Below are 26,757 nucleotides of genomic sequence, written 5' to 3'. Positions count from 1 at the left end.
GCGTGGGAACGATAATTTCCGGGGGACTGAATAGTTACAATTCCATAGGTTTTTGGCAATGATTCAAAATCATGGCTTTTTAGGTGCTGGATGAATTATCCAAGATAATTAACCATAGCTAACGAGCTATGGAATTTAGGTGCTGGGTGAATACTTCCATGTAGGCTCGACGGCGGCTCCCTGCCGCCGACGCCTGTCGATCGAGCAACCGCACCCTCTCTGGAACCGGCATTGCCAGAACTGAGTTTTGTATATCGAAAAATTAGATAATGGGTCTAAATCTACGAACTTTCACAGTAACATTAAGAGGTGTTGAATGGCGATTTCTTTAACCGAGAGCGCGGCAAAACAAATTAAAAAACAATTGGACAAACGCGGCAGCGGCGTGGGTTTGAAATTAGGCGTCAAAAAATCCGGTTGTTCCGGTTTCGCTTATACGATCGATTATGCCGATGAAGTTCATGAAGGCGATCGGGTGTTCGAACAATATGGGGTCAAGGTCATTACGACGCAAGACGATCTCGCTGTGATTGATGGAATCGAGTTGGATTATCGCCGCGAAGGCATCAACGAAGCATTCAAATTTAATAATCCGAATGTCACCGGCATGTGCGGCTGCGGCGAGAGTTTTTCAGTGTGATCCCTGTCCAGAAATAGAAAATTCAAAGTTAATACCGTAGGGTGCGCTTCGCGCACCTTTCCACGAGATCGAACCCGACACAGATCCCGATCTAGGTGCGCGATGCGCACCCTACACCTAGTGCTTTATAATCCATAATCACTAACAATTTCCACGATATTTTGCGATTAAAAAGCGGGAACATAGAAATTTAGCTAAAATCGCTTTTTTTTGGCAGCCTTGGCTAATCTCCTCATTTTGCTTCAACTCATTTGCAGCAAAAGTCTTCATTCGGAACCTTTCGTGCTCAATCATTCTCATCTGTATACTCGACATAATTCCCGTCGACTGATACAGCCATTCGTTGCAATCATAGGCGGCGGTCCCGCCGGACTTATGGCTGCTGAAGTGTTGTGTCAAAGCGGCATTCGGGTCGATGTTTACGATGCGATGCCGTCGGTCGGTCGTAAATTTTTGATGGCAGGCAAGGGAGGCATGAATATTACGCATTCCGAAGCCTACGATATTTTTTTATCGCGCTACGGTAAGCGTAGCGGCGTCATCAAACCGATGCTCGATGCGTTCGGTCCCGATCAACTTAGAAAATGGTTGCTCGATCTCGGTGTCGATACTTTTATCGGCAGCTCCGGGCGCGTGTTTCCAACCGACATGAAAGCAGCGCCCTTGCTGCGTGCCTGGTTGCATCGTTTGCGCGCAACGGGTGTTAATTTTCACATGCGTCACCGTTGGCAAGGTTGGTCCGAAACCGGCGAGTTGATATTTCTAACGCCTCAAGGCAAACAATCGATTCGTGCCGATGCCATGGTTTTGGCATTGGGCGGTGGAAGTTGGTCGAAACTGGGTTCGGATGGTGCTTGGGTTGATTGTCTGGTTAATCGTAATATTCCCGTAGCACCTCTTAGACCGTCGAATTGCGGCTTTGAAACGGCCTGGAGCGATCGATTTCGCGAGGCTTTTGCCGGGCAAGCGGTCAAATCTGTGGCGGTAAACGTTACTGCAGGCGGTATCTCGAATCCTTCAAGTGGAGAGTTTACTATTACGCAATATGGCGTCGAAGGCAGTTTGATTTATGCATGGTCGGCGCAATTGCGCGAGCAAATCGATGCAACCGGTGTGGCGGTGATGTTATTGGATTTGCTGCCCGAAACCGAGCTACAGGCACTGATAAATAAATTATCCCGGCCGCGAGGCAAAAATTCGCTGGCCAATTTCTTAAGAAAATCCGTCGGCATAAAAGGTGTTAAAGCCGCATTGCTGCGCGAATTAGCCGATTCGGACGATTATCGCGATATGAATCGATTGGCTTCAAAAATCAAAGCTTTACCGATTCGATTAACGGCAACCCGGCCGCTCGATGAAGCGATCAGTAGCGCAGGCGGCGTGATGTTCGAAGCGCTCGACGACTGTTTGATGCTGAAAGACATGCCAGGCGTATTTTGCGCCGGTGAAATGCTCGATTGGGAAGCGCCGACCGGCGGTTATTTATTGACGGCTTGTTTTGCGAGCGGATTTGCGGCAGGGCTCGGTGTTTTGGAGTGGTTGGGTGATTTAGATAGCGGTGAGCGGTAAGCGGTGAGCAGGGAAAGGTGAAAGGTGAAAGGTGAAAGGTGAAAGGTGAAAGGTGAAAGGTGAAAGGTGAAAGGTGAAAGGTGAAAGGTGAAAGGTGAAAGGTGAAAGGTGAAAGGTGAAAGGTGAAAGGTGAAAGGTGAAAGGTGAAAGGTGAAAGGTGAAAGGTGAAAGGTGAAAGGTGAAAGGTGAAAGGTGAAAGGTGAAAGGTGAAAGGTGAAAGGTGAAAGGTGAAAGGTGAAAGGTGAAAGGTGAAAGGTGAAAGGTGAAAGGTGAAAGGTGAAAGGTGAAAGGTGAAAGGTGAAAGGTGAAAGGTGAAATCGGCGCTTGACAAGCGGTCAAAACCCTGAATCATTTCTCTATTCTCTATTCTCTATTCTCTATTCTCTATTCTCTATTCTCTATTCTCTATTCTCTATTCACCATTCACCCTAAACCGGCAACCCCAGTATCGCCGTTGCGATCGAGAAATAAATCAATACGCCGGCCGAATCGGCAATCGTTGTGACTAGGGGGGCGCTGGCTGTGGCAGGGTCCCAGCCTAAGCGATTCAGTATAAACGGTAGACACATGCCGACTAGACTGCCTACGATTACAATTGACACCATGCTTAATCCGACGACCAGCGCAATTTCATCGCCCCCGCGGAAATGACCGACCATAGAAATAGCCATTGCCATGGTTAAGCCCAAGCCGGACGCGATAACCAACTCCCTTCCCAGTAAGCGGCCCCAATCTTTAAGGTCGACGTCACCGGTCGCCAAGCCGCGAATAACTAAGGTCGCCGCTTGGGATCCTGCATTACCCCCGCTACCTACCAGAACCGGCAGGAAAAACACAAGAACGACGTAAGCTGCGATCATGTCTTCGAAAAAAGCGATTCCCGCGCCTGAAAATAGATTGCCGAATACCAGCAAAATGAGCCAAACGATGCGTTTGCGATATAGCGTGAGCAGTCGAGCATCGCGAAAATTTCCATCTAGATTACCGATTGTCGCGCTTTTGTGCATGTCTTCGGTGGCTTCGGCTTCGGCGACATCCATCGCGTCGTCATAAGTAATAATGCCGACCAAACGGCTTTCGCTATCGATGACCGGCAAGGCCAGTAAATCGTAGCGGCTGATGATTTTTGCCGCGTCTTCTTGCGCGGCATCGACTGAAACCGTGACGATATCGGTCGTCATGATGTCTTGGATTTTGGCCGTTTGTGGGGCCAAAATTAGTTCGCGTAGCGATACCGTGCCTAAAAGCTGGTGCTGGCCGTCGGTAACGAATACTTGATAAATCGTTTCGGCGCCCGGAGCGGTCGTGCGGACGATATTTAATGCTTCGCTAACTTTGACATGGGCGGGGATCGCCGCATAGTCGCTGGTCATGATTGCGCCGGCGGTGCCTTCGGAATGGCTGGCCAAACGGCGCAAGTCTTCGCGTTCTTTTCTGGCGATCGAACGTAACACGCCGTCATGGCGTTCTTCAGGCAATAGATTTAATAAATCCGCACCTTCGTCGGCGTCCATGTGTTTCAACAGCAACGATACGTCGTCGTCGCTCATTTCCGCGGCGAGTTGTTCCTGCAGCGTATTGGGTAGATAACCGAACACCCTGGCTCGTCGTTCGTAAGATAAAAATTTCAGAATATCCAGCGCGGTCGGCAAGGATTCTTGCTGAATCAGATCGCATAGATCGGCCGGTTGAAATTCCTCTAAAAATTGCCGAACAACTTGGTAATCCTTACGTTCGATCGAGTGACGTAGAAATGATTCGATGATTGGATGAGTCATGACGGGTAGTTCCTTTTACGGCAAGATTCTCGAATCGGCGTCGATGTAATCGATTTTCGTGAATTTCGCTGAACGAATGATTCGGAAAAATAATCGGATCGACGGTCTCGTGTCACGGGTAGGACCTTCTTGCGACACGCTTTGAAAATAGCATGTTTGAGCAGTTTACTGAATGCCTCGTAGGCTTGTCAATTAGACGTCCAGGAATACCGTTCGGTCACTGCGGATGTCGGTTGTTAGGATGCTTGGGTCCCTATCAACGCGGTTCTTACAGATATAGTTGTCCAGACTGCGTAAAGTTTTAAGAAATCAGGCCCCGTCCGCATTTATCTATCTTTTCTCGTTCAATAAAAATAGGCTCTTCAGGATTTCTCGTAGTAGAAGCAATACCAGCGTTTTGACATGGCAAGGACAAGGACAATGAAAATTAACTTTTTATCAGCAACTTAAAAGTATTCTAATTTTGTGAATAGTTATCAATATACATTGCCACGGGAAATCCTGGAGAGCCTAAAATTCGGCGGCAATTCCTTTAAATCGCGCAGCACTTATTTGGGGTGTTGGAGAGCTGAGTGAATTAATAATCGGTACTTGTCATAAAAATGTCACAAAAATGTCATTTAATAACCGACATGCATCCCCAAGCGTGTAACCGTTACATACAGGAGGCAAGGATTTTCTTGTCTACGGGGAATATGTAGAACGAACCGAACCTCGATCGATATTAATTTTAAGAATTGAAGAGAAACTCATGGCAAACAATTTAAAGGGCGTAGCGTCAATCTGCGCTTTGCTTTTCACGGTTTTAGGCGGCCATTCGGCCAATGCCACCGACAAGGACTTGCTTGACATACTATTGGCCAATGAAAAAATTACCCAAGAACAATACGATTATCTCCTGGGAAAAGAAAAAATGTCGGAAGCCGACAAGCAAGAATTGGCTTCAAACGATGTCAAAGTCAAGCTGGATCACAAAGGCGTTCAATTCGAAACCGCCGACGGCGATTTCAAATTCAATCTGGCCGGTCGTATTCATGCCGATGCTTCTTACAGCAGCGGCGACGGCTATGTTAAACGAGGGACCGTTGACCATGTCGAAGCCAACGACGGAACCGAGATTCGCCGCGCGCGTATGGAGTTTTTAGGAACATTTTTCAGGGATTGGAATTTCAAGACGCAGGTCGATTTTGCCGACAATGATATTGCGATTAAGGACTTGTTCGTCAATTACAAAGGGCTTGGCTTCATGGAAGTGACGCTGGGTGCGCAAAAACAAGCATTCAGCCGCGAATTGCAGGAAAGTTCGAACGACATGATGTTCATGGAGCGCTCGTTGATGAATTCGCTCAACGGACCCACGGTCGACCGGGCTATCGGTCTTAATCTATCGCGTTTCGGCGACAATTATACTACGCAAGTCGGTATTTACGGGGAAACGGTCGACGCGAACAAGGAAAACAATCGAGCAGACGAAGGCTGGGCGATCAACTCGCGCCTGACTTACGCACCTATCCAAGAAAAGGATAAATTGATCCATTTAGGCGTCGCCGGCAACTATCGCGTGCCGGATGCCAAGGGCCAGGTCAACGACGACCCCCTCAAGTTTTCGTATGAAACCAGTCATATGTCCAATCTAAAATTACTCGACACGGGCAATATTGAAGATATCAACAACATCAAGATGGTCGGCTTGGAGGCCAATGCTTTATATGGTCCGTTCACTGTCGGCGGCGAATACACGCACATGTGGTTGGACAGAGAAGGGGGTAAAGGCAATCTGGATTTCGACGGCTGGTATACCGAGGCGTCTTGGACGCTGACCGGAGAATCGCGCATGTATAAAAAAGGCAAGTTCTATCATGTCGAGCCCAATCAAAACTTCAATTTCAAAAACGGCGGAATCGGTGCTTGGGAGCTTGCGGCACGTTATGCCGAGGCCGATCTGAACGATGCCGATATCGTGGGCGGACAAATGAGTAATTTGACGATCGCTCTGAACTGGTATGTCAACAAGAACATCCGTTTCATGGCTAACTATGACAGGGTGTTAGATATCAGCGACTCGCCGGTGACAAAAGCTGACGGCAGCGAACCGAACAATCTGGATACCTTCATGATGCGCGGACAATTATATTTCTAACCCTGTTCTGAAATTTGTCGGAAGGTCTGAAAAATAACGCTCCGATCCGTTGATGAATCCGCATCGAGAATTTTCGTCGGAGACTGCCAGTCCGAGCAAACCGGATATCCCGTAGCGACATTTTTCAACAGGATGTCGGTCGTAAGTTTTCGATGCTGAAAAATTGTTGGGTTTGAACTTTAAAAAATACTTTACATTTGAAAATTATCGCGATAAAAAGCATTTTTTTTCTTGAGGGTATTTATTTATGGCTGGATCTACGTCGGACGTTTTGTCGGATGATATGGATTTTGAAGATGGGGATGAGGATGAGGATGAGGTTGGTAGCATTGATGATTCAGATGAACTGATAGCCGGTAAAAAAGCTAAATCGGCCTATGACAAAGTAGATGCGCGCAGAAAAATTGAGCTTTATTGGGAAAAACGCAAGTTGAAAGAGGAATTCGGCGATATCGATGACTTTGATTTGGATTTTTAACCTTTAAGTAATCAAAGTAGGCCTAGAAGACTTGCGTGTAACAATCAAAGCTGGTTTACCGGTAAAGCTCTTCTTTTTGGGCCGGCGTAACGTGAATGCCGGCTCAGCCTCACCTCACCCTAGCAAGAACGGCACGATCTTAATTCAATAATTCAAAACAACCGGTTTCAAAAGGTTTTAAAGCTCAATTCTATTCAGTCTGAAGCCCGTATTCCGTTTTACTACATACGGGCTACGCTAATTGATTAACCGGGCTAAATGAATAGAAAGAGTGTGTTTAGGATTCCGTTAAAAGTAACTTCTGCATTTTACGCCCTCTCCCTCAGGGAGAGGGGTTTACAATAGGAAAGTTATTTTTGACTATATCCTTAAGCGCTAACCGGAGGCTGTCGAAAAAAAGCCATTTTAGCTAATTTCTGTGTTCCCGCTTTTTAATTCCAAAAATATTTTGGAAATTGTTTGTGATCATTGCTATAAAGCGCCAGGCGTAGGGTGCGCATCGCGCACCTGGGGCGGGAACTGATGGTTTCGGCGCCCTGGGAAGGTGCGCGATGCGCACCCTACGGCGATCAAAATATCTTGGCAATTATTATCTCAAAATCCATAAAACAGTTATTTTTTCTAACCTGAAAATCGGTAAATTTCGACAGCCTAGGCCAACCGCCTTTTTCAAAGCCCAATTTATTCAGGCTGAGCAAGAAAATCGTCGATAGTTTTTTGCAACAACATGGCTGCCGATGTGTCTTGAAAATCCTGATCAACAGGCGTATGGACATCGGAAACGTAAAATAATGTGATCGGCTTTCTCGGGCTTATCAGTAGTTTCAACGATTCTTGAATCTGATGCAGAATCGGGTTGTCGATAAAGCGGTCTTGATAATGTAATGCATAAGCGACCAGACCTTTTCCGCTTCTGCTTCGAAGAATCCTAACCGGAATGCTCGGTTCTCCAGGAAGAATGATTAGCCCTTGGTTCTCGAAGTCGCCGCCATAGGACAGCGCCAGTTCAGGATGATGATAGAGGCGTTTATGATCGAAGGCCCGTGCGGCAAATAGGCGTACCGGTCGGCTTATGCCGTCTTGGTAACTGCGTTCAATCCACTCGCTAGCACCGAAGGTCAGTTCCCCCCAATTCTGATTTCTTTTGGTCGGATGCGAACTGAACCGGCCCAGATCCGGTTCTATTGCTTGTACCGAGCGGCTGTCTAAATTCGTTAAGCCGAAATAGTTGTGGATGACAGTCGGTATTAAGGCGACCGAAAGGATCAATGAGACAGGCAATGCATAACGGGCGGATAGCATGTCAATTCTCGGTTTGTAGCGTTTCAGGAGGGTTCTGGCCGATCATGAAAATAATCGGTAGTGCAATCATAAAGGTCATTAAGCCCGAAACTTCATGCGCCGAGGTTTTTAATACATCTAAGCCGAACCAGTTGACAAGCAGTGTCAATACCAGCACTCTGACGATATTAACACCAACGGCCAGAGGCGCGGCAATGAGTAGCAATGCGATTCGTCGGCGAGTGCTGTTGCAGAAATACGCTGTTAAAACCGCGATCGTGATTGCCGCGTAAAGCGTAGAAAAGCCGCTACAGGCGTCGGCGACTTGCAATACGCCGTTTTCGACTTGCAGAACCGTTCCGTGCGAATAAACCGGAATTCCGAATAATTTGAGTAACCACGCCACACTTTTCGTGGCGATGATTCTCAATGTCATGTGTATCGATTCGGTGAATACCAATGGGATCGGCAGAGTGAGGAAGAGTGTCGCCAACGGAAAAATAATGGCTTTGCTGCGTTCGGTGCCCAGAAACAGCAGCGCGAGTCCCGGTAGCGCCAAAAAAAGTGCTGCGGCTGATAATAGTTGGGTATGCATGCCGGTATCCAGCATATGCGCCGCTAGCGCCGGAAGTAGTATCGCAAACCCCCAAGGATTGGCGCTTCTCGGCAAGTTCTTGCGTTTTTTTAATTCTCCCCAGACTAGATAAATAACCAGTAAGGCGACCAGAATGCCGTGCCCGTTATGCCATACGCTCATCGTCCAGCGTTCGATAAGCCAGAAGATTGTCGGAGTAAAAACCAAAATCAACAAGCCGGCGCATAGCCAAAGCATTGATGTTCCTCTCAATTCGAGGGCGTCTGTTGCATGAGTCGATTTAGATAAATGAGGAGGATAACTGATCATATTTTGTAACCGGGTTGTTGGATGGTTTCCGATCATGATGTTCCAAGCGTTGCACATGCTAGCAGAATAATCGAAGCGCCACCAAGCATCGGATAAGTTTTAGTTCGATAATTCTTTTTGGTGAACGTTTGCAATAGGGCTGTTAGTATTTTGGCAGTTAGCAGTTAGCAGTTAGCAGTTAGCAGTTAGCAGTTAGCAGTTAGCAGTTAGCAGAGTCTCCCAATTTTAAATGGGACAGATTGACTTTTCGTAAAGCGGATAAATCGAGCTGCTGGCTGAGCGGAGTCGAAGCCAATCGCCTTGTTCGCTTCGACTCCGCTCAGCGAACAATGTTTAAACCGTCCCGGCTTAAATGTATAGCCGAGAATAGTGAATTGGGCTGCTTTTGGATTTGGGCGACAATGATAGAGTGGGCATTGAGTTGAATTGGAGAATTGATTTGAATAGTCGGCGTCGAAGTTATGGTTTTTTTGGGGTTGTTTTAGCGGTTTTTTTCGGTGTGATGTGGTCGGCTTTAAGTTTAGCATCCGATTCATTACCTGCTACGATTGAAAAAATTAAGCCCGGCATAGTCGTTGTCGGTACTTTTCAGCGAACGCGCAGCCCCAGAGGGTTGTTTTTAGGAACCGGTTTTGCCGTTGGCGATGGAAGTTTGGTTATTACCAACGCACATGTGGTAGCAAAAGAATTGGATGAAGGGCATTTGGAGTCTTTAGCGGTTTTTATTCGTCGCGACGGTAAGGATCAAATGGTTCAGGCAAGACAGATTGCGACCGATCCCGAACATGACTTGGCCATTCTCAAGCTGTTCGGTAATGCCCGGTTGCTGCCGATGAGGCTTGGAGATTCCAGTAAAGTAAAAGAAGGAGAGTTGTACGCATTTACCGGTTATCCGATTGGAATGGTACTGGGGCTTTTTCCGGTGACGCATCGAGGTATCGTGTCGGCTATTACGCCGATGGCGATTCCGGTTATCCGGTCCAGGCAATTGAACACAAAAATGCTTAAGCGCTTACGTAACCCCTATGATGTGTTTCAACTCGATGCAACGGCTTATCCGGGAAATAGCGGCAGTCCATTGTATGATCCCGATTCCGGCGAGGTAGTCGGTATTATTAACAAGGTTTTCGTCAAGGAAAGCAAGGAACAGGTGCTGTCCCAGCCTAGCGGTATTACCTATGCGATACCTGTGGTCTATTTGAGGCAGTTGTTGGCAAAGGTGAAAGGTGAAAGGTGAAAGGTGAAAGGTGAAAGGTGAAAGGTGAAAGGTGAAAGGTGAAAGGTGAAAGGTGAAAGGTGAAAGGTGAAAGGTGAAAGGTGAAAGGTGAAAGGTGAAAGGTGAAAGGTGAAAGGTGAAAGGTGAAAGGTGAAAGGTGAAAGGTGAAAGGTGAAAGGTGAAAGGTGAAAGGTGAAAGGTGAAAGGTGAAAGGTGAAAGGTGAAAGGTGAAAGGTGAAAGGTGAAAGGTGAAAGGTGAAAGGTGAAAGGTGAAAGGTGAAAGGTGAAAGGTGAAATCGGCGCTTGACAAGTGCTCAAAATACTGAATCATTTCACTATTCACTATTCACTATTCACTATTCACTATTCACTATTCACTATTCACTATTCACTATTCACTATTCACCGCTCACCGCTCACCGCTCATTATCTCGGTAAAGATAGGGAAGATATTTTGCCGTTGCCGGCTTATGGGGCTACAATTGTTGGAACGAATTTTGATCTATGATGGGTATGCTGGATATTAAAAATCTATGCTGATATAACGAGCAAAGCCGCTAATACACCATAGAGTAAGCATTAATTTGACGCTTATGACCTTAATATGTGCCCACTAAATCAATAGCTTGGCAAACTGGGTGCTCAACTTTTCACGCTTGTGAATAAATTCACTATAATTCTTTGTTTTGAAACCGGCTATCGGCAATCGATATGATCAGGATTTTCCGTCATTATATTTCTAGCGCGTTTTTATGGTTGCTCGTTTTTGAAGCAGTCATGTTTTATTTCGCGATGTACCTGGGCAGTCAGGTACGTTTTCTTTATCAGCCTTCTTGGTATTCGGAATCCGATATTGTTAATGCTAGTCTGATTTTCGCGGCTATTTTTACGTTATGCAATATCTCGCTGGGATTGTATCGGCGAAATTTGGGCATCCACGAATACGATTTATTGGCGCGCGTCAGCTTTAGTTTCGGCGTCGGCATCTTTGTCGTGGTTTCGATTTATTACCTTTTTCCCAATTTTTTAATCGCGCGGAGCGTATTGAGCGTTTCTATCGTGTTTGCCTTTTTAGGCATGATGCTGATTCGGTATTTTTTTTATCGCTATGCAAAAATCGATAGGATAAAAAAACAAGTGTTGGTCGTCGGTAGCGGCAATAAGGCAAAAGAATTGGTCGAATTGAACTCCGGATATCTACATAAGTCTTTCAATATTGCCGGTTTCGCGGCTTTGCCCGGTGAATTGTGTTGCATCGATGAAGCGCTGTTGATCAAGCAAGATAAGTCGCTTAACGAGGTTGCTCAAGATTTGAATATCGATGAGATCGTTTTAGCGATCGATGATAGACGTCGCGGTATGCCGTTGACCACTTTGCTCGATTGTAAAATGTCGGGTTTCGATGTGATCGACTTAGTGACTTTTTACGAACGTGAGCAAGGACTTATCTCCCTTACTAATGTTTATCCGAGTTGGTTTCTATTTTCGGATGGTTTTGCGGTCAGCGGGTTAAGGTCAATAGGCAAAAGATTCTTCGATATTGTGGTCAGTTTGATTTTATTGGCGGTGGCCTGGCCCATTATGCTGATAACTTCGATCGCGATTTTGATCGAAAGCGGAATCAAGGCGCCGATTTTTTATCGGCAAGTCCGAGTCGGCGAAAATAATCGCAATTTCGAAGTCATTAAATTCCGCAGTATGGTCGTCGATGCCGAAAAGAACGGCGCGCAATTCGCTCAAGAAAAGGATAATAGGATTACTAAAGTCGGCGCATTTATTAGAAAGTGCCGTATTGACGAATTGCCGCAAATATTTAATGTTTTAACAGGCAATATGAGTTTCGTCGGCCCAAGGCCCGAGCGGCCCGAATTCGTCGAAGGGTTTGTCGAACGGATCGATTATTATGCCGAACGGCATCGTGTTAAGCCGGGCATTACCGGTTGGGCGCAGATATCTTATCAATACGGAGCTAGCGAAGGCGATACGATCAGGAAACTTGAATACGATCTTTATTACGTCAAAAATTACAGTTTATTTTTAGATATCAGCATCATTCTACATACGATTGAAATTGTCGTTTGGGGGAAGGGGGCTAGGTGATAAACGGTGAGCAGTGAATAGAGAATGGAGAATGGTGAATGGTGAGGGATTTGGAGAAGGTTGTTTTGACTAAAAAATGTATTTTAGTGACTGGCGGCGCAGGTTATATCGGTAGTCATACTTGTGTGGAGTTGCATCTGGCCGGTTTTGAAGTCGTTGTAGTCGATAATTTATCGAACAGTAAATTGGAAGCGTTGCACCGAGTCGAATCAATTACCGGTAAACCCCTTGCGTTTTATCAAGTCGATATTAGAGATCGAAGCGGAATGGACCGGGTTTTCAATGAGTACAACATCGATGCGGTGATTCATTTTGCCGGACTCAAGGCGGTTGGGGAATCGTGCAGTAAACCTCTGGAGTATTACCACAATAATATTTACGGTACTTTGGTATTGACCGAAGCGATGGCGGAGGCCGGAGTCAAGAATCTCGTATTCAGTTCTTCAGCGACGGTCTACGGCGATCCGCATAAAGTGCCTATCGAAGAAAGCTTCCCGTTGTCGGCGACTAATCCTTACGGAAGAACTAAATTGTTTATCGAGGATATTTTGAGGGATTTATCGGCTGCGGATCGGTTGCAGGATTCCGGGAAAGCACCTTGGAAAATTGCTTTATTGCGGTATTTTAATCCTATAGGCGCGCATGAAAGCGGCCTGATAGGTGAGGATCCTAATGGCATACCGAATAATCTCATGCCCTATATTGCGCAAGTGGCGATCGGTAAATTGACGGAGTTGTCGGTATTCGGTAACGATTACCCAACGCATGATGGTACCGGCGTTAGGGACTATATCCATGTTGTAGATTTGGCGAAAGGTCACTTGAAAGCGCTTGAAGCCTTGTTTGCCTACCCGGCCGATCAAGCCGCTTGCACGGCTTTCAACTTGGGTACCGGGAAAGGTTACAGCGTGCTCGATATGGTCCAAGCATTTGAGCGGGTTACCGGTCAAAAGGTACCTTATAAAATCGTTCCAAGACGTGCCGGCGATATCGCCGAATGCTATGCCGATCCGGCTTTTGCGCAACAGCAACTCGGATGGTATAGCGAAAAAAATTTGCAAGACATGGTTACAGATACTTGGCGCTGGCAAAGCCGAAATCCGCAAGGGTATGCCTAATCAATTCGTTTTGTAAGGCCTTTTGAATTTCCTTTCAATATACTCTCCGGCAGGACGGGGTTGTAAACCCCGTCCTGCCGGAGAGTTGCCAAACCTTCAACAAAGCTCATAGATCCAGGATGTTATTTATCATGAAATCCTAAGCGTTAGCCGGGCCTTACTATGCTGCGTTGCAACAACAGTTTCATGACGGCTTGAACGCTTTCGTCCAGGGAAAGAGCGTGGGTGTTGACTATCAGCTCGGGTTTTTCGGGTTCTTCGTAAGGCGAGTCGATACCGGTAAAAAAAGGAATCTTGCCGGCACGGGCTTTTTTATACAAACCTTTCACGTCTCTTTGTTCGCAGGTTTCCAAGGGACATTGACAATAGATTTCGATAAAATCGCCGTGAGGGACCAATTTTCGCGCTGAACTTCGATCTGCGCGGAATGGCGAAATAAAAGCCGTCAATGTAATCACACCGGCTTCAATCATTAATTTGGCCATTTCACCGATTCTTCTGATGTTTTCTACTCTATCCTCATCGCTGAAGCCCAAGTCGCTGCAAAGGCCGTGTCTCACATTATCGCCGTCCAAAACGAAGGTCGAACAACCATAACGGTGCAAATAGTCTTCGACGGCATGGGCCAATGTCGATTTTCCCGAACCGGACAAGCCGGTAAACCACAGTATCACGCTTTTATGCTTATGTAGTTTTTCTCTGTCGCTACGGGTGATGGTGGCGTTATGCCAAACGGTATCGGTGCTTTTTTGAGTCATATTGATTTAGATGGGAATGAGTTAACGAAAGGATGAATAGTGTGTTTCGAAGCGCTCGATAAATTGTGGGAGAGTTTCTATCGGCAGATGATTGATGCCGGCTGCGGCTTTGCGTCCGCCTCCGCTAGGAAACATTGCGCAAAGTTCGTCTGCGCCGGTTTTATTGGTAAGCGGCGCCCTAACGCTGACCAAATAGCCGCCCGAGCGGTTATGGCTCAGTATCGCATGAGCCCGGTTAGGATGAGTATTGGCTAGCTCGTTGGCGAATACGCCGCTGATGCGTCTGGCCCAAGCTTCGTCCGGCAGGATATAAACCGCCACTGAGGCCGTGCTATATTCCGACGCAATGCTTTTGGCGTGTGCCAGATCACTGTTATAACCGTCTAAAAGACGATTGTAAATCACGGCTTTGTCATTGATAAAATCGAATGGAGACGAGTAACCGGCCATTTCTAAATACAGTTCGGCGGGCGGAAAATGTAGATCCTCGATGCAACTACCGTAACCGTTGTAATTGATACAGACGCCAAGTTGTTTAATTTGCTCGGTTTGGGCTTCGGACAATGATAGCTCGTTGGCCAGTTGCATGGCCGGTTGATCCAGATTATCCCCGAAGGCGGCTGTGATGGCCCATTCCCGGTAGCGCCCTTGTAAATAACGGTCGATGAGTAAACTGGTGCAGACATTGGCATCGGTATCGATCAGAGCGGTTAATGCGGTATGATCGGGTATATCGCCGGGTCGGTGATGATCGACATAGAATACCTCGGCGCCTTGATCCAGAATACGCTGGAGCGAAGGCAGGTTCTTTTCCAGTGAAATGTCCAGTACCACGACTTTGTCGCCGTTTCGAGCGTCGACGCGCTCAAGCAAATTGATGTCGCGCTTAATTCCAGTCACCAGTAGCGCGTCTGCAGGCTCTGCAAGCCGAAGCTGAATTAAGGCGCAAATGCCGTCGGCATCGCCATTGAAAACATCGAAGCGCATGCGTTTTTCCTTAAATAATAAACAATGGAAGGCAAAGTATAGGCAAAAGCCGGCGCGATACCAACTGCCTAAAAGAAAAGGTTAGATAAACCCGCTATAATCTTTATCGTTGTCTGTAAAAATTTATCATTACCAAGGATTTTCCTATGATACCTGTTATTTTATCCGGCGGTTCGGGCACCCGGCTGTGGCCGTTGTCTCGCGGACAATATCCTAAGCAATTTCTGCCGCTGGTTTCCGAGCGAACGATGATTCAGGAAACCGTGCTGAGGCTCAATGGACTCAAACATATCAAACCTCCAATCGCCGTTTGTAATGAAGATCATCGATTCATGCTGGCCGAGCAAATGTGGGAAATCGGCGTCAAACCGGCCTCCATCATTTTGGAACCGGTCGGCAAGAACACCGCGCCTGCTGTCGCGATGGCGGCTTTGTCTGTTGCTTCCGACGACGTGCTTTTGATCTTGCCGGCCGATCACGTCATTGCCGATTGCGCCGCGTTTCATCAAGCCGTCATTGCCGCCGATACGTTGGCCCGGCAAGGGCAATTGGTGACTTTCGGTATTGTGCCGACACAGCCTGAAATCGGTTATGGCTACATACAACGTTCGCAGTCGCAACAGGGCGAAGCATTCAAGGTCGCGGCATTCGTCGAGAAACCGGATGCGGAAACCGCGCAGCGATATATCGATAGCGGCGATTTTTATTGGAACAGCGGCATGTTCGCTTTCAAAGCCGGCGTTTATCTCGACGAATTGGCGAAATTCAATCCCGAGATGTTGAAGGTCTGTCGAGAAGCACTGCAATCGGCGCAACAGGATTTGGACTTTACCCGTATCGGCAAGGATATTTTTTCGACCTGTCCGGCCGATTCGATCGACTATGCCGTGATGGAAAAAACCGCCAATGCCGTCGTTATTCCGCTTGATGCCGGGTGGAACGATGTCGGTTCATGGACCGCGCTTTGGGAGGTGACGCCGAAAGATGACGCGGGTAATGCAGTGTTCGGCGATGTTTTGGCGGTCGATACCGAAAATTCTTATTTGTATTCCAAAGATAAATTGGTTGCCGCCATCGGTGTTCAGGATCTGGTCATTGTCGAAACCGATGACGCCTTATTGGTCGCGTCCAAGGACAAAGTGCAAGAAGTCAAAGCGATCGTTGATTTTTTGAAAAGCCAAAAACGCAGTGAAGCTGATTTACATCGCAAGGTTTATCGTCCGTGGGGGCATTACGATTCGGTCGATAATGGGGAGCGCCATCAAACCAAACGGATTTTGGTTAAACCCGGCGCTAAATTATCTTTACAAAAACATCATCACCGGGCCGAACATTGGATCATTGTCAAAGGCACCGCTTTGGTTACCAAGGGCGATCAACAGATTCTATTGGCCGAAAACGAGTCGATTTATATCCCGCTAGGGACCGTTCATTGTTTGGAAAATCCCGGCGTAATTCCGCTGGAAATGGTCGAGGTACAATCGGGCAGCTATCTAGGCGAGGACGATATTGTGCGTTTTCAAGATCAATATGGTAGGGTTTGATTAAAGGGCGACCAACTTGTTAGGCTGTCGAAATTTACCGATTTTCAGGTTAGAAAAATAACTGGTTTATGGATTTTGAGAAAATAAATAGGCGCTTTATAAATAACATAGTAATCATTAACAATTTCCAAGATATTTTGATCGCCGTAGGGTGCGCATCGCGCACCTTTTCACGGCGCCGAACCCATTAGTTCCCGACCCAGGTGCGCGATGCGCACCCTACCCCTAGCGCTTTATAGCTATGATCACAAACAATTTCCAAAATATTTTTGGATTAAAAAAGCGGGAACACAGAAATTAGCTAAAATGGCTTTTTTTCGACAGCCTAGCGGCTTGCCGGTTGTGGATGTTATAGACTAAAGCCAGCCATTCAAAATTTCAGATTGTAATTTCATTAACAGGAGATATCGATGAAACAAATTATCACGAAAGCCGTGTTTCCGGTTGCGGGTTTAGGCACCCGGTTTTTGCCGGCCACCAAGGCCAGTCCGAAAGAAATGTTGCCGGTCGTCGATAAACCGTTGATTCAATATGCGGTCGATGAAGCGGTTGCCGCAGGTATCGATACGATGATTTTTGTGATTGGCCGCAATAAAACATCGATTGTCGATCATTTCGACAAAGCCTATGAGCTTGAAACCGAACTGGAAGCGAAAGGAAAGATTCAGACTTTACGGATGATACAAAATATCGTACCGCCGCATGTATCATGCGTTTATATTAGGCAGTCAGAAGCGTTAGGCTTGGGGCATGCTGTATATTGCGCAAGGCCTATCGTTGGCGATGAACCGTTTGCGGTTATTTTGGCCGACGATTTGATCGAAGACAAAGACCGTGGATGTATGCGGCAAATGGTTAGCGTATTCAATCAGGAACGCAGTAGCGTTTTGGGAGTCGAGCGAGTCGATCCGTCGGAAACCGGTAGTTACGGCATCGTTAAGACTGAACCTGTATCGGAGAAACTAAGCGATGTGAAATTGATTGTCGAAAAACCAAAGCCGGAGCAAGCGCCGTCGAATTTGGCGGTGGTTGGTCGCTATATTTTGACGCCGGCTATTTTCGATAAAATCAAACGGACCAAAAAAGGCGCGGGCGGTGAAATTCAACTTACCGATGCAATCGCTGCATTGATGGCCGATGAGCAGGTCTTGGCATATGAGTTTGAAGGGCAGCGCTACGATTGTGGTTCCAAGCTCGGCTTTTTAATCGCGACGGTCGAGCACGGTTTATTGCATGAAGAGTTGAAAGGCGATTTTGCCGATTATTTGAAAAATCTTGCAGCCCGGATTTAGGACTGGGCATGAAGTAAGTTAGGCAACTGACGCGGGATTTTCCTCGTTCCCACCGCTCCAGCGTGGGAACGCATGCCATTTTGTTTTCGGCAGCCAAGTTATGAGTTCCCAAGGAGGACCGCTCATCGTTATGCAAAATATGTAGGGTACGCTGCGCGTACCAAAGCGGTACCCTGGCGGCTCGGTTGGCACATCAACATTGCGGGGTTACCAGGGTACGCACATCGTACCCAACGCGGATTGCCTAGGCTAGGTGAGGGATAGCCGAGAGCGCCAAGTGACAATAAAGTGTATCGAGGTCTCATTGGCTGTGATTGCAAAAGGGTAATTTTTGACTTAGGATTTCGTGACAAATAACTTCCTGTAGCTATAAGCTTTGTAGCGGGTTCGGCAACTCGCTTGACAGGACGCCGTGAACCCAGCACCTAAATTATCCAAGATAGTTAACCATAGCCAATGAGCTATGGAATTTAGGTGCTGGGTGAATACATCCGTGTAGGCTTGACGGCGGCTTTCCCTGCCGCCGACACCTGTCAATCGAGCTACCGAACCCGCCTACCCTATATTAAAAATAGGGAAGTTATTTATAACCGAATCCTTATGTATAACGATGATCGGATGACCGGGGAAACCGGAAAAAGCTTTGATTTAATCCGTTTCGGCGTTGATCCCGTAGCCTTGAAACAAAGAGCGAATTTCTTCGAGTCCATCTTCGATAGACCAGCTAACCGAACGCGACAGCAAGTCGAGCAGGATGATGGCATTAACGGTGGCATCCTCGGTGCTTGCGGCTCTAAAACGATTGGCAAGGGCTTTGTTGATGATTTGCAGGTTTTGGTAACGCTGCATCAGCTCATCCAATTCGAAGGTATGTTCAAGACCTTGCTTATACTTGAAATATTGACCCAGCAAATACATTGATGTACTGCGGTAAATCGTTTCGTCGTCGCTAGCCAAGGGTAGATGAAAGCGTGCCATCGGTTTTAAATGTTCGGTATGAGGGCAGGGGCTTGTAGCCATAATTAAACCCAGCAACGAGCTTAATGCTCGCTGCATCGTGGTTTTTCCGCTGATCGTTCGTTCCGGTGTGATAACTTCTAGTGCCACCGACTCATAAGAAACCAGCATGCTGCATAACTCCATAAGCGGCTGCAAATTGACTGCGACGGGACATTGCGGTGAATGCTCCTTTGCCAAAGTGCAATTACTGCATTGGTGGTATTCGAGTTCGGTCCAGAATGGTGGTTCCGTGAGCCGGGGGCGGGTGAAGGTCATCGTTGTTTGATCGATTTCAATTGCGAATTCGATAACTTTATTGTCGGCGAACGAAAAACGATAGAGAAAATGTAAGTTTTGATCGGTCATGCGATTTTCCAATATGAAGCCGTCTTGTCGTTGATATTCAGTCGGTCTTCGGTTTCTATACCCATCGCAGATCAAAATTCGGCACTGGGGTACTGCCGAATTTTGAAGTACGAAAGGTATAAGTTTACTTTATCGATTAGACTTTATATAAGTTTTGCTAAATTTTTTGGCAAAGGATGATTTAAGCGGGTGGATTATGAACGAGGATGCGGCAAAAATTTTATTGGTGGATGACGAACAAAATGTTCTCAAGGCTTTGTCCAGGATTTTGCGAGACTATTATTTAGTGACTGCGCAGAGTGGTGAAGAATCATTAATACTAGCCAAAGAAATCGAATTCGATTTAGTGATTTCGGATTATCGAATGCCGGGCATGGACGGTGTTGAGTTTCTAAAGAAGTTCATTAAGTTGCAACCGAATGCCATGCGAATGATTTTGACCGGTTTCGCAGACCTTGAAAGCGCTCAGCATGCGATCAATGAAGCAGGCGTATTCCGGTTTCTGAATAAACCTTGGAACAATCTTGAAATAAGCAATGCGGTTACAGTTGCGCTAGAGCATAAACGAATATTGCAAGAAAATAAGGACTTAGCCGATCAGGTCCGAAGGCAGCAAGCGCTTTTGAAAGACCAAGATACTATTCTCAGAGCATTGGAAGCCGAAGAGCCCGGTATTACGAAGGTCAATTGGGCCGCGGACGGTTCGATTATCATCGATGCAGATGAATATGAATAATTTATCCTAACGTTCATGAAGGCCTGGCCATCGCCCCGGCAAATGAAAGTTCTCGGGTGGTGGAGGGTGCGGTCACTCGCCCGACAGGACGCCGTGAACCCAGCACCTAAATTATCCAAGATAGTTAACCATAGCCAATGAGCTATGGAATTCATCCAGCACCTAAATTAGCCATAATATTAAACATAGCTAATGGACTATGGAATTTAGGTGCTGGGTGAATACATCCGTGTAGGCTTGACGGCGGCTTTCCCTGCCGCCGACACCTGTCAATCGAGCTACCGAACCCGCCTACCCTATATTAAAAATAGGGAAGTTATTTATAACCGAATCCTTAACCATAGCCAATGAGCTATGGAATTCATCCAGCACCTAAATTAGCCATAATATTAAACATAATAGCCAATGGGCTATGGAATTTAGGTGCTGGATTTAGGTGCTGGGTGAATACGTCCCTGTAGGCTGGCTCGACGGCGGGTCGAACACCAAGGATGGCGTGAATGCAGATTTTGCATGGAGCAAAAATCTGCCCTGCCGCCGACGCCTGTCGGTCGAGCAATCGCACCCTCTTCGGAACCGACATTGCCAGAACGGAGTTTTGCATATTGAAAAATTAGATAAAGAGTCCCAATCTACGAACCTTCACAGTAACCGAGCTATTTGTTACCCAAGCGGACTTTTATTGACAGCTGCCCCCCATTTTCTCGTAAATTGAAAATATCGTTTACGTTTTTTTCGGTAAGAGTCTTATCTTTTAAATATAAAATATCGTTGCACAATACTTTTTCGACTTCCATTCCCGCGCATAATTGAGTCCAGGAGATTTCGATTACCGGCCTATCGTCCTGTTCCGATTCCGGTAAGTATTGCAGAAAAATATCGCTTACATCGGGGTCATAGAGACTCCCTTTTTTCAGTTCAATATGCTTTTTGACTTGATCGATCGGTAAGGATTCGCCGGTTAGCGTTCCATCGAGATAGGAAATGTAGTCCCGGATTACCGCGAGGATACGCGAGCCGATCGGTATTTCCGTGCCGATCAAGCCTTTCGGCATGCCTGAACCGTCGTAATGTTCATATTGGTGATAAATGATCGAAGCGGCTTCTTGGAGTTGCCGGATGTCTTTTAGCATCATTTGCCCTTCCTCTGCATGTTTGTAATAGCGCTTTTTATCGTGCCAAGATAGTGAAAACAGCGGCTGTTTCAATAGCTCGTCGGGTAAGCTCATTTTGCCGATTTGCAAGAGCAGTCCCGCATACATCACGTTGTTGATGTCTTCATCGTTCAATTGCATGAGCCGCGCTATGCTTCGGCCATTTTCAGCAAAAAATTTGGCATGACCGCTTTTGATGCCGGGCCGCATTTCGATAATTCGGGCGAAGGTTTTAATCGAGTCGGCATATTGTTTTTTTAAGGCTTTGTTGGCTTTGTCGATTTGTTCCAGGGATTTTTTCAATTGTCCGGTTCTTTGTTCGACCTTGTCTTCGAGGTGAGCATTGAGTTCCTTGAGTTGTTCGTTTTGATCTTGAACGATGGCGAATAAGCGGTTACGCTCATCGCGAATGAATTTTTGCTCCAACGCATTATGCACCAGTATCTTGAGCTCGTTATCGTCCCAGGGTTTGCTGCAATAACTATAGATTTTGCCTTTATTGACAGCCGCGATCGTCGATTCGATGTCCGCGTATCCGGTCAACAAAATACGCACCGTCTCAGGCCATTGCTCGGCCGCCTTGGCTAGAAATTCCGCGCCGTCCATTTTCGGCATGCGCATATCGGACAGGATCAAGTCGACGGGTTCTTGCATTAATAGCGCCAAGCCTTCCGAACCGTTTTCAGCGGTATGAATCGTATAGCCGCATGACCGGAACAAGCGCTTTAACGCCTTGAGTATATTCTGCTCATCGTCGACGAGTAGTAACGCGGGCTGAATTTTTGCGTCCGTTGATGGGGCGTTCATAGGGTGAATCCTGGGCAAGTTGACTGTCGTTAGTTAAGACATTTTTTGTTACTCCCTTTATATACTCAAAAAATAGCTAACTTTGTGAAGGTATGGGATGTGGCTAGCGAAGATGTCGGCAGCAGGACAGATTTTTGCTCCTCGGCAATTGCTCCTGCATTGCCCTAATACACGCCATCCCTGGCGTAATGCAAAATCTGCATTCACGCCATCCTTGGCGTTCGAGCGCTGCCGTCAAGCCCCCATGGATGGGTTTACGGCGGTCCTCGATAGACACATCCCATACCTTTTATTCTTAGACAGTTTTTCGATCAAAAGGGAGTAAGTTAATATAGCTTAGCATTGACGATAGCGTTAAGGGTAAGTCGTGAGCCTCTAAGGATTTCGTGAAAAATAACTTCCTGGAGCTATGAGTTCTGTAGCGGGTTCGGTAACTCGCTTGTCAGAGTGCCGTGAATACGTCCTTGTAGGCTTGACGGCGGCTTTCCCTGCCGCCGACACCTGTCAATCGAGTTACCGAACCTGCTTACCGTACATTAAAAAGAGGGAAGTTATTTATGACCGAATCCTAAGTGTAGAATAGCCCAAAAAGTACGGTTTATCATTTCACTGCTAACTGCTAACTGCTAACTGCTAACTGCTAACTAATCTTAGCCCGAGAGAAATAACTCAGGAGTTTTTTTGAAATTCATACACACATCGGATTGGCATATCGGCCGGCAGTTTCACAATGTTTCGTTACTCGATGATCAACGTTATGTGCTCGAACAACTGATCGAACACATTAGACGCGAGTCGGTCGATGCGCTAATCATTGCCGGTGATATTTATGACCGCTCGGTTCCACCGGCATCGGCGGTGCAATTGCTCGACGACGTGCTCAATACCATCTGTAACGACCTGGGTGTTCCGGTCATCTTGATTCCGGGTAATCATGACGGAGCCGAACGACTGCGATTCGGTGCCAGGCAACTCAGCCGAGCAGGTCTTCATATCATCGGCGAACTGACGCAAATCACCGAGCCAGTGGTCTTGCAAGGCAAGGTTGGCGATGTTTGTTTCTTCGGCATCCCTTATAACGATCCCGAGACAGTACGCAATCACTTCGGCGTCGACGTATCCACGCATGACCAAGCGCATGCTTATCTGGTCGAACAAATCAAGGCAGCTACATCGGATCAAGCTCTAAATGTATTAATAAGCCATTGCTTCATCGACGGCGCCGAAGCGTCCGAATCCGAAAGGCCTTTGTCGATCGGTGGTGCGGACCGCGTCAATTACGAGCCGTTTGCCGATTTCGATTATGTCGCGCTTGGACACCTTCATAGCCCGCAGTACAAAGGGAAGCAGCATATTCGTTATTCCGGATCGATTCTTAAGTATAGCTTTTCAGAGCAAAGGCAACAGAAAGGCGTGACCTTGATCGAATTGGATGCTAACGGTCTGAAATCGACCACGCATCTATGCTTACAGCCGCAACGCGATATGCGGACGATTGAAGGCGAATTGAAAACGATTTTGGATCAAGGCAAGACCGACCCGAACAATGATGACTATTTACTGATTAGATTGACAGACCGGCATGCGATTCTCGATCCGATCGGGAAATTGCGAGAAGTCTACCCCAATGTCTTACATTTGGAAAAGCCGGGCATGCTGGAAACCGGCGAGCGACAAGTCAATCGCGATAAACTCAAACGGGGCGAGTTGGAGATGTTTCGGGACTTCTTCGAGCAAGTCTTCGGTAGCACATTAAAGCCGGAACAAGATGAGGCGATCCGTCTTACGATTTCGCTTATTCATAAACAAGACGGTGATCGCGCATGAAGCCAATAAAGCTAACGATTCAGGCATTCGGACCGTTTGCCGGTAACGAAAGCATCGACTTTCGTTCGCTTGGGCCCAGCCCCTTGTTTTTGATCAACGGTCCGACCGGCTCCGGTAAAAGCTCGATTTTGGATGCGATTTGTTTTGCGTTGTACGGTCAAACTACCGGCGCGGAGCGAGAACCGTCGCAGATGCGTTGCGATCATGCCGATATTAGCATGCTGACCGAGGCGATCTTGGATTTCAATCTGGGGACTAAAAACTACCGTATTCGTCGACTTCCCGTTCAAGAGCGGCCTAAGAGCAAGGGCGAAGGTACCACGACGCAACAGGCCGAAGTCCAACTTTGGCAACTCGACGACACCGACGAAGGCAAGCTCATCGTTGCCAAAAGCGTGACCGATGCGACGAACGAAGTCAAACGATTGATCGGTTTGGATGTCGAACAATTTCGTCAAGTCATGGTATTGCCGCAAGGAAAATTCCGCGAATTGCTAATGGCCGATTCGAAAGAGCGGGAACAAATTTTCGGACAGCTATTTCGAACCGGAATCTACAAACGCATCGAAGAAGCGTTAAAAAATCAAGCGGCCGGTATTCGCCAAGAAGTCGAACGGCATCGAAACCAGATCAAAGGGATTTTGCACAGCGCCGAAATGGCATCCGAAGCAGAAGTCGATGAAGCGCTCGAGGCTCTGCAACCCGAACTTGCTGTAGCTTCGGCAGATAAGGAACAAGCCAATCAGAAAATGCTGCAGGCCGCGCGCGCCAGAGAACAGGCGCAAGCATTGAGACAACGTTTCGACAATCTCGACACCAAGCAAAAAACGCTGTCCGACAAAGCCGCGCAAAAGCCGGAGATCGACAAGAAACAACACCGGCTCGATAGCGCGTTGCAAGCCGAAAAAATTCGGCATCTCTACGATAATCATCGGGCCAAGGCGAAAGAGAAGGCGAAATTGCTCGAGCAGATTCAAGCTAGCCAAACAGCGCTTCAATTTGCCGCTGCAAACGAACTAGAAGCCAAACAAAACGTCGATGCCGCTAAACAGGCTTACGCCGAGGTCGAGGCGTTGAAGCATAAGCGCATTGAACTTCAGCACTATCGAGACCGGATTGCGGAGCTGGCCGAGGCCAGGGTGACGCTTCAAAATCGCCAAAAAGAGTTAACCGCCGCGAGAAAAGCATTCGATGCTCGAAAACTCGAACAACAAGCGCTGATTAACGAATTGGCGGACAAAGACAAAGTTTTTGCCGAAATCAGCCGCGAATTGGAATCGCTCGCGACGATGCGGATCGAATGGGAAGCGCAGCGCCGCAATCTTGAGCAGCGCAAACAATTGGAGGATCTGCGCAATGCGCGAGCGCGCCTAAAGCACAACGAGAGCCGGCTTGCCGCGGCGTTCGAAACGCAAAAAGCCGCCTACGAGGCGTTTGAAAAAGAAGCGCGTCAAATCGAGTTGCATTGGCATCTTGGACAGGCCGCGTTGTTGGCCGAAGCATTACAAACCGGACAGCCTTGTCCGGTTTGCGGCAGTAAGGAACATCCGGAGCCGGCGGTAGCGGCAAATCATGAGGCGCTCGTGACCAAGCTGCAAGTCGATCAGGCGCGCGCCGATGAAAATCAAGGGCGTAACCTCATGCATAACGCCAAGGAAAAATGGGATGCCGCGTTGAACGAGTTGGCCGTCAATCGAAAAGATATCGAACAATTGGAGCGGCAATTAGAACAACTGGCCGAGCAACCTTTGCAAGCGCTTGTCGATACGTTCGCTAACTTAAGTGAGACGGTGGACCGGCTCATTGAGCGGCAAGCGCAACAAAAGACCTTAGGCGCGCGAATCGATACGATCAAAGGATTGCTCTCAAGCATGACCGAAACGCTTGCCGAACTGGAAACTAAGGCCGCTAGCGTCAACGAACAGTTCATACAAGCCCGATCTAACTCGGAACAGTTGGAAAAATTAATACCCGAAGACTATCGGGAGCCGAAAGCGCTTGAACAAGCTTTGTCTCAGTTGAATCGGCGTATCATGGCATTGAGCGATGCGTTGACTCAAGCGGAAGCAGAGTATGCCGCGAAGCATTCGGAACTGGACAAGGCCGGCAGCAAACTGGAAGCCTTGCAACAGCAGTACGAAACACTGGAATATCAATACAATGAGGCTGAGGCGCACTGGCATGAAGCACTTGCGCGCAGTGACTTTGCCGGTGCCGACACGTTTCATTTGGCATTGATGCCCGACCCCGAACAGCACAGCCTCAAAGCCGAAATTGAAGCCTATCGAGACGAACTAGTCGGTTTGCAAGAAGTTGTCAAGCAACTCCAAGCCGATTTGGCGGGGCTGGTCCCGCCCGATATGAAAGCGATCGAACGGCAACTGACCGAACTAACCGCAGGGTATCGAAAAGTCGATGAAAGCTGGCGTAAACTCGAAGAACGCGTTAATCAGTTGACCGGCGTTAAACGCAAATTAACCCAGGCCCGCGCCACGCAAGCCGAGCTCGAGGCGCGTTACGAAGTGTTCGGCACGCTTAGCGATGTCGCCAATGGCCAGACCGGCGATAAGATCAGCCTACAGCGTTTCGTGTTGAGCGTGTTGCTCGACGATGTGCTGATTCAGGCGTCCGAGCGCTTGACTCTGATGAGCAAAGGCCGTTACCGACTGGTGCGTAAGGAAGACCGAGCCAAAGGCAACAAAGCGTCAGGCTTGGAGATGGAAGTCGAAGATGCCTATACCGGCAAAAACCGTCCGGTCGCGACCTTGTCGGGCGGCGAATCGTTCATGGCGGCCCTCGCGTTGGCGCTGGGCTTGTCGGATGTCGTGCAGTCCTATGCCGGCGGCATCAAGCTCGATACCTTATTTATCGACGAGGGTTTCGGCAGTCTCGATCCCGAGTCGCTGGATTTGGCGATTAGAACGCTGATCGATTTGCAGGCCTCAGGCAGAATGATTGGTATCATCTCGCATGTGACCGAATTGAAGGAGCAAATGGCGCTAAGGCTCGATGTCATCGGCTCCAGAACCGGCAGCAGCGTGCGCACGATTGGGGCTTAATACG

Annotated in this window: 19 protein-coding genes; 12 read left to right on the top strand and 7 right to left on the bottom strand. The window is 47.6% G+C overall.

Annotation, left to right across the window (positions count from 1 at the left end):
* Positions 1-316: 316 nt before the first annotated feature.
* Together ACINK7_RS14185 and ACINK7_RS14180 are read left to right on the top strand one after the other, a co-directional pair.
* Complete coding sequence (locus ACINK7_RS14185) at positions 317-640, top strand: iron-sulfur cluster assembly accessory protein (RefSeq protein ID WP_014149206.1); 324 nt, start codon at positions 317-319, stop codon at positions 638-640.
* A 282-nt stretch (positions 641-922) separates the two neighbouring features.
* On the top strand, positions 923-2,209 hold the full coding sequence (locus ACINK7_RS14180; protein ID WP_404356121.1) for a TIGR03862 family flavoprotein: 1,287 nt from the start codon (positions 923-925) through the stop codon (positions 2,207-2,209).
* Between the two features lie 428 nt (positions 2,210-2,637).
* Here ACINK7_RS14180 and mgtE read toward each other — a convergent pair whose 3' ends face one another.
* Positions 2,638-3,987, bottom strand: coding sequence for a magnesium transporter (mgtE, locus tag ACINK7_RS14175; RefSeq protein ID WP_404356119.1), 1,350 nt, complete (start codon positions 3,985-3,987; stop codon positions 2,638-2,640).
* A gap of 751 nt (positions 3,988-4,738) precedes the next feature.
* Here mgtE and ACINK7_RS14170 point away from each other — a divergent pair.
* Positions 4,739-6,127 (top strand): OprO/OprP family phosphate-selective porin, encoded by a 1,389-nt coding sequence (locus ACINK7_RS14170; RefSeq protein ID WP_404356117.1) that lies wholly within the window; start codon positions 4,739-4,741, stop codon positions 6,125-6,127.
* A 283-nt stretch (positions 6,128-6,410) separates the two neighbouring features.
* Positions 6,411-6,605 carry a PA3496 family putative envelope integrity protein gene (locus tag ACINK7_RS14165; protein ID WP_404356116.1) on the top strand — a complete coding sequence of 65 codons (195 nt, stop codon included), beginning with the start codon at positions 6,411-6,413 and terminating at the stop codon, positions 6,603-6,605.
* Positions 6,606-7,286: 681 nt separating this feature from the next.
* On the opposite strand, the gene ACINK7_RS14160 is transcribed toward ACINK7_RS14165, so the two are convergent.
* Positions 7,287-7,907 carry a hypothetical protein gene (locus tag ACINK7_RS14160; RefSeq protein WP_404356114.1) on the bottom strand — a complete coding sequence of 207 codons (621 nt, stop codon included), beginning with the start codon at positions 7,905-7,907 and terminating at the stop codon, positions 7,287-7,289.
* A gap of 1 nt (position 7,908) precedes the next feature.
* The gene (locus ACINK7_RS14155; protein WP_404356112.1) at positions 7,909-8,718 is read right to left on the bottom strand and encodes an exosortase/archaeosortase family protein; all 810 of its coding nucleotides are present in this window, start codon (positions 8,716-8,718) and stop codon (positions 7,909-7,911) included.
* A gap of 511 nt (positions 8,719-9,229) precedes the next feature.
* On the opposite strand from ACINK7_RS14155, the gene ACINK7_RS14150 reads away from it, so the two are divergent.
* The 3 genes from ACINK7_RS14150 to galE all read left to right on the top strand — a co-directional run bounded on the left by ACINK7_RS14150 (position 9,230) and on the right by galE (position 13,224).
* Complete coding sequence (locus ACINK7_RS14150; protein ID WP_404356110.1) at positions 9,230-10,027, top strand: serine protease; 798 nt, start codon at positions 9,230-9,232, stop codon at positions 10,025-10,027.
* 690 nt (positions 10,028-10,717) lie between these two features.
* Positions 10,718-12,106 (top strand): TIGR03013 family XrtA/PEP-CTERM system glycosyltransferase, encoded by a 1,389-nt coding sequence (locus ACINK7_RS14145; protein WP_404356108.1) that lies wholly within the window; start codon positions 10,718-10,720, stop codon positions 12,104-12,106.
* 38 nt (positions 12,107-12,144) lie between these two features.
* The gene (gene galE / locus ACINK7_RS14140) at positions 12,145-13,224 is read left to right on the top strand and encodes a UDP-glucose 4-epimerase GalE (RefSeq protein WP_404356106.1); all 1,080 of its coding nucleotides are present in this window, start codon (positions 12,145-12,147) and stop codon (positions 13,222-13,224) included.
* 146 nt (positions 13,225-13,370) lie between these two features.
* Here the strand turns inward: galE and cysC are convergent, their stop codons facing one another.
* Positions 13,371-13,982 (bottom strand): adenylyl-sulfate kinase, encoded by a 612-nt coding sequence (cysC, locus tag ACINK7_RS14135; protein ID WP_404356105.1) that lies wholly within the window; start codon positions 13,980-13,982, stop codon positions 13,371-13,373.
* A gap of 21 nt (positions 13,983-14,003) precedes the next feature.
* Entirely contained in the window at positions 14,004-14,969 is a 966-nt protein-coding gene (locus tag ACINK7_RS14130; RefSeq protein WP_404356103.1) for a DHH family phosphoesterase, read from the bottom strand.
* 146 nt (positions 14,970-15,115) lie between these two features.
* Between ACINK7_RS14130 and ACINK7_RS14125 the strand changes: the two genes are divergently transcribed.
* Positions 15,116-16,513: a mannose-1-phosphate guanylyltransferase/mannose-6-phosphate isomerase gene (locus ACINK7_RS14125; protein WP_404356101.1), complete on the top strand. Its 1,398-nt coding sequence runs from the start codon at positions 15,116-15,118 to the stop codon at positions 16,511-16,513.
* Positions 16,514-16,923: 410 nt separating this feature from the next.
* Positions 16,924-17,805 (top strand): UTP--glucose-1-phosphate uridylyltransferase GalU, encoded by an 882-nt coding sequence (gene galU, locus ACINK7_RS14120; protein ID WP_404356099.1) that lies wholly within the window; start codon positions 16,924-16,926, stop codon positions 17,803-17,805.
* Between the two features lie 648 nt (positions 17,806-18,453).
* Here the strand turns inward: galU and ACINK7_RS14115 are convergent.
* Positions 18,454-19,170 (bottom strand): DUF6901 family protein, encoded by a 717-nt coding sequence (locus tag ACINK7_RS14115; protein ID WP_404356098.1) that lies wholly within the window; start codon positions 19,168-19,170, stop codon positions 18,454-18,456.
* A gap of 196 nt (positions 19,171-19,366) precedes the next feature.
* Between ACINK7_RS14115 and ACINK7_RS14110 the strand changes: the two genes are divergently transcribed.
* Positions 19,367-19,906, top strand: a complete 540-nt coding sequence (locus tag ACINK7_RS14110) for a response regulator (protein ID WP_404356097.1) — start codon at positions 19,367-19,369, stop codon at positions 19,904-19,906.
* Between the two features lie 656 nt (positions 19,907-20,562).
* Here ACINK7_RS14110 and ACINK7_RS14105 read toward each other — a convergent pair.
* Positions 20,563-21,867 (bottom strand): HD domain-containing phosphohydrolase, encoded by a 1,305-nt coding sequence (locus ACINK7_RS14105; RefSeq protein ID WP_404356095.1) that lies wholly within the window; start codon positions 21,865-21,867, stop codon positions 20,563-20,565.
* Positions 21,868-22,548: 681 nt separating this feature from the next.
* Between ACINK7_RS14105 and ACINK7_RS14100 the strand changes: the two genes are divergently transcribed.
* Positions 22,549-23,694 (top strand): exonuclease SbcCD subunit D, encoded by a 1,146-nt coding sequence (locus ACINK7_RS14100; protein WP_404356093.1) that lies wholly within the window; start codon positions 22,549-22,551, stop codon positions 23,692-23,694.
* Positions 23,691-26,753, top strand: a complete 3,063-nt coding sequence (locus ACINK7_RS14095) for an AAA family ATPase (protein WP_404356092.1) — start codon at positions 23,691-23,693, stop codon at positions 26,751-26,753. Before ACINK7_RS14100 ends, ACINK7_RS14095 begins: the two co-directional genes overlap by 4 nt.
* Positions 26,754-26,757 lie beyond the last annotated feature (4 nt).

It is taken from the genome of Methylotuvimicrobium sp. KM1 (assembly GCF_044788715.1).
Taxonomy (GTDB): domain Bacteria; phylum Pseudomonadota; class Gammaproteobacteria; order Methylococcales; family Methylomonadaceae; genus Methylotuvimicrobium.
This window is presented reverse-complemented; position numbering and strand designations above follow the sequence as displayed.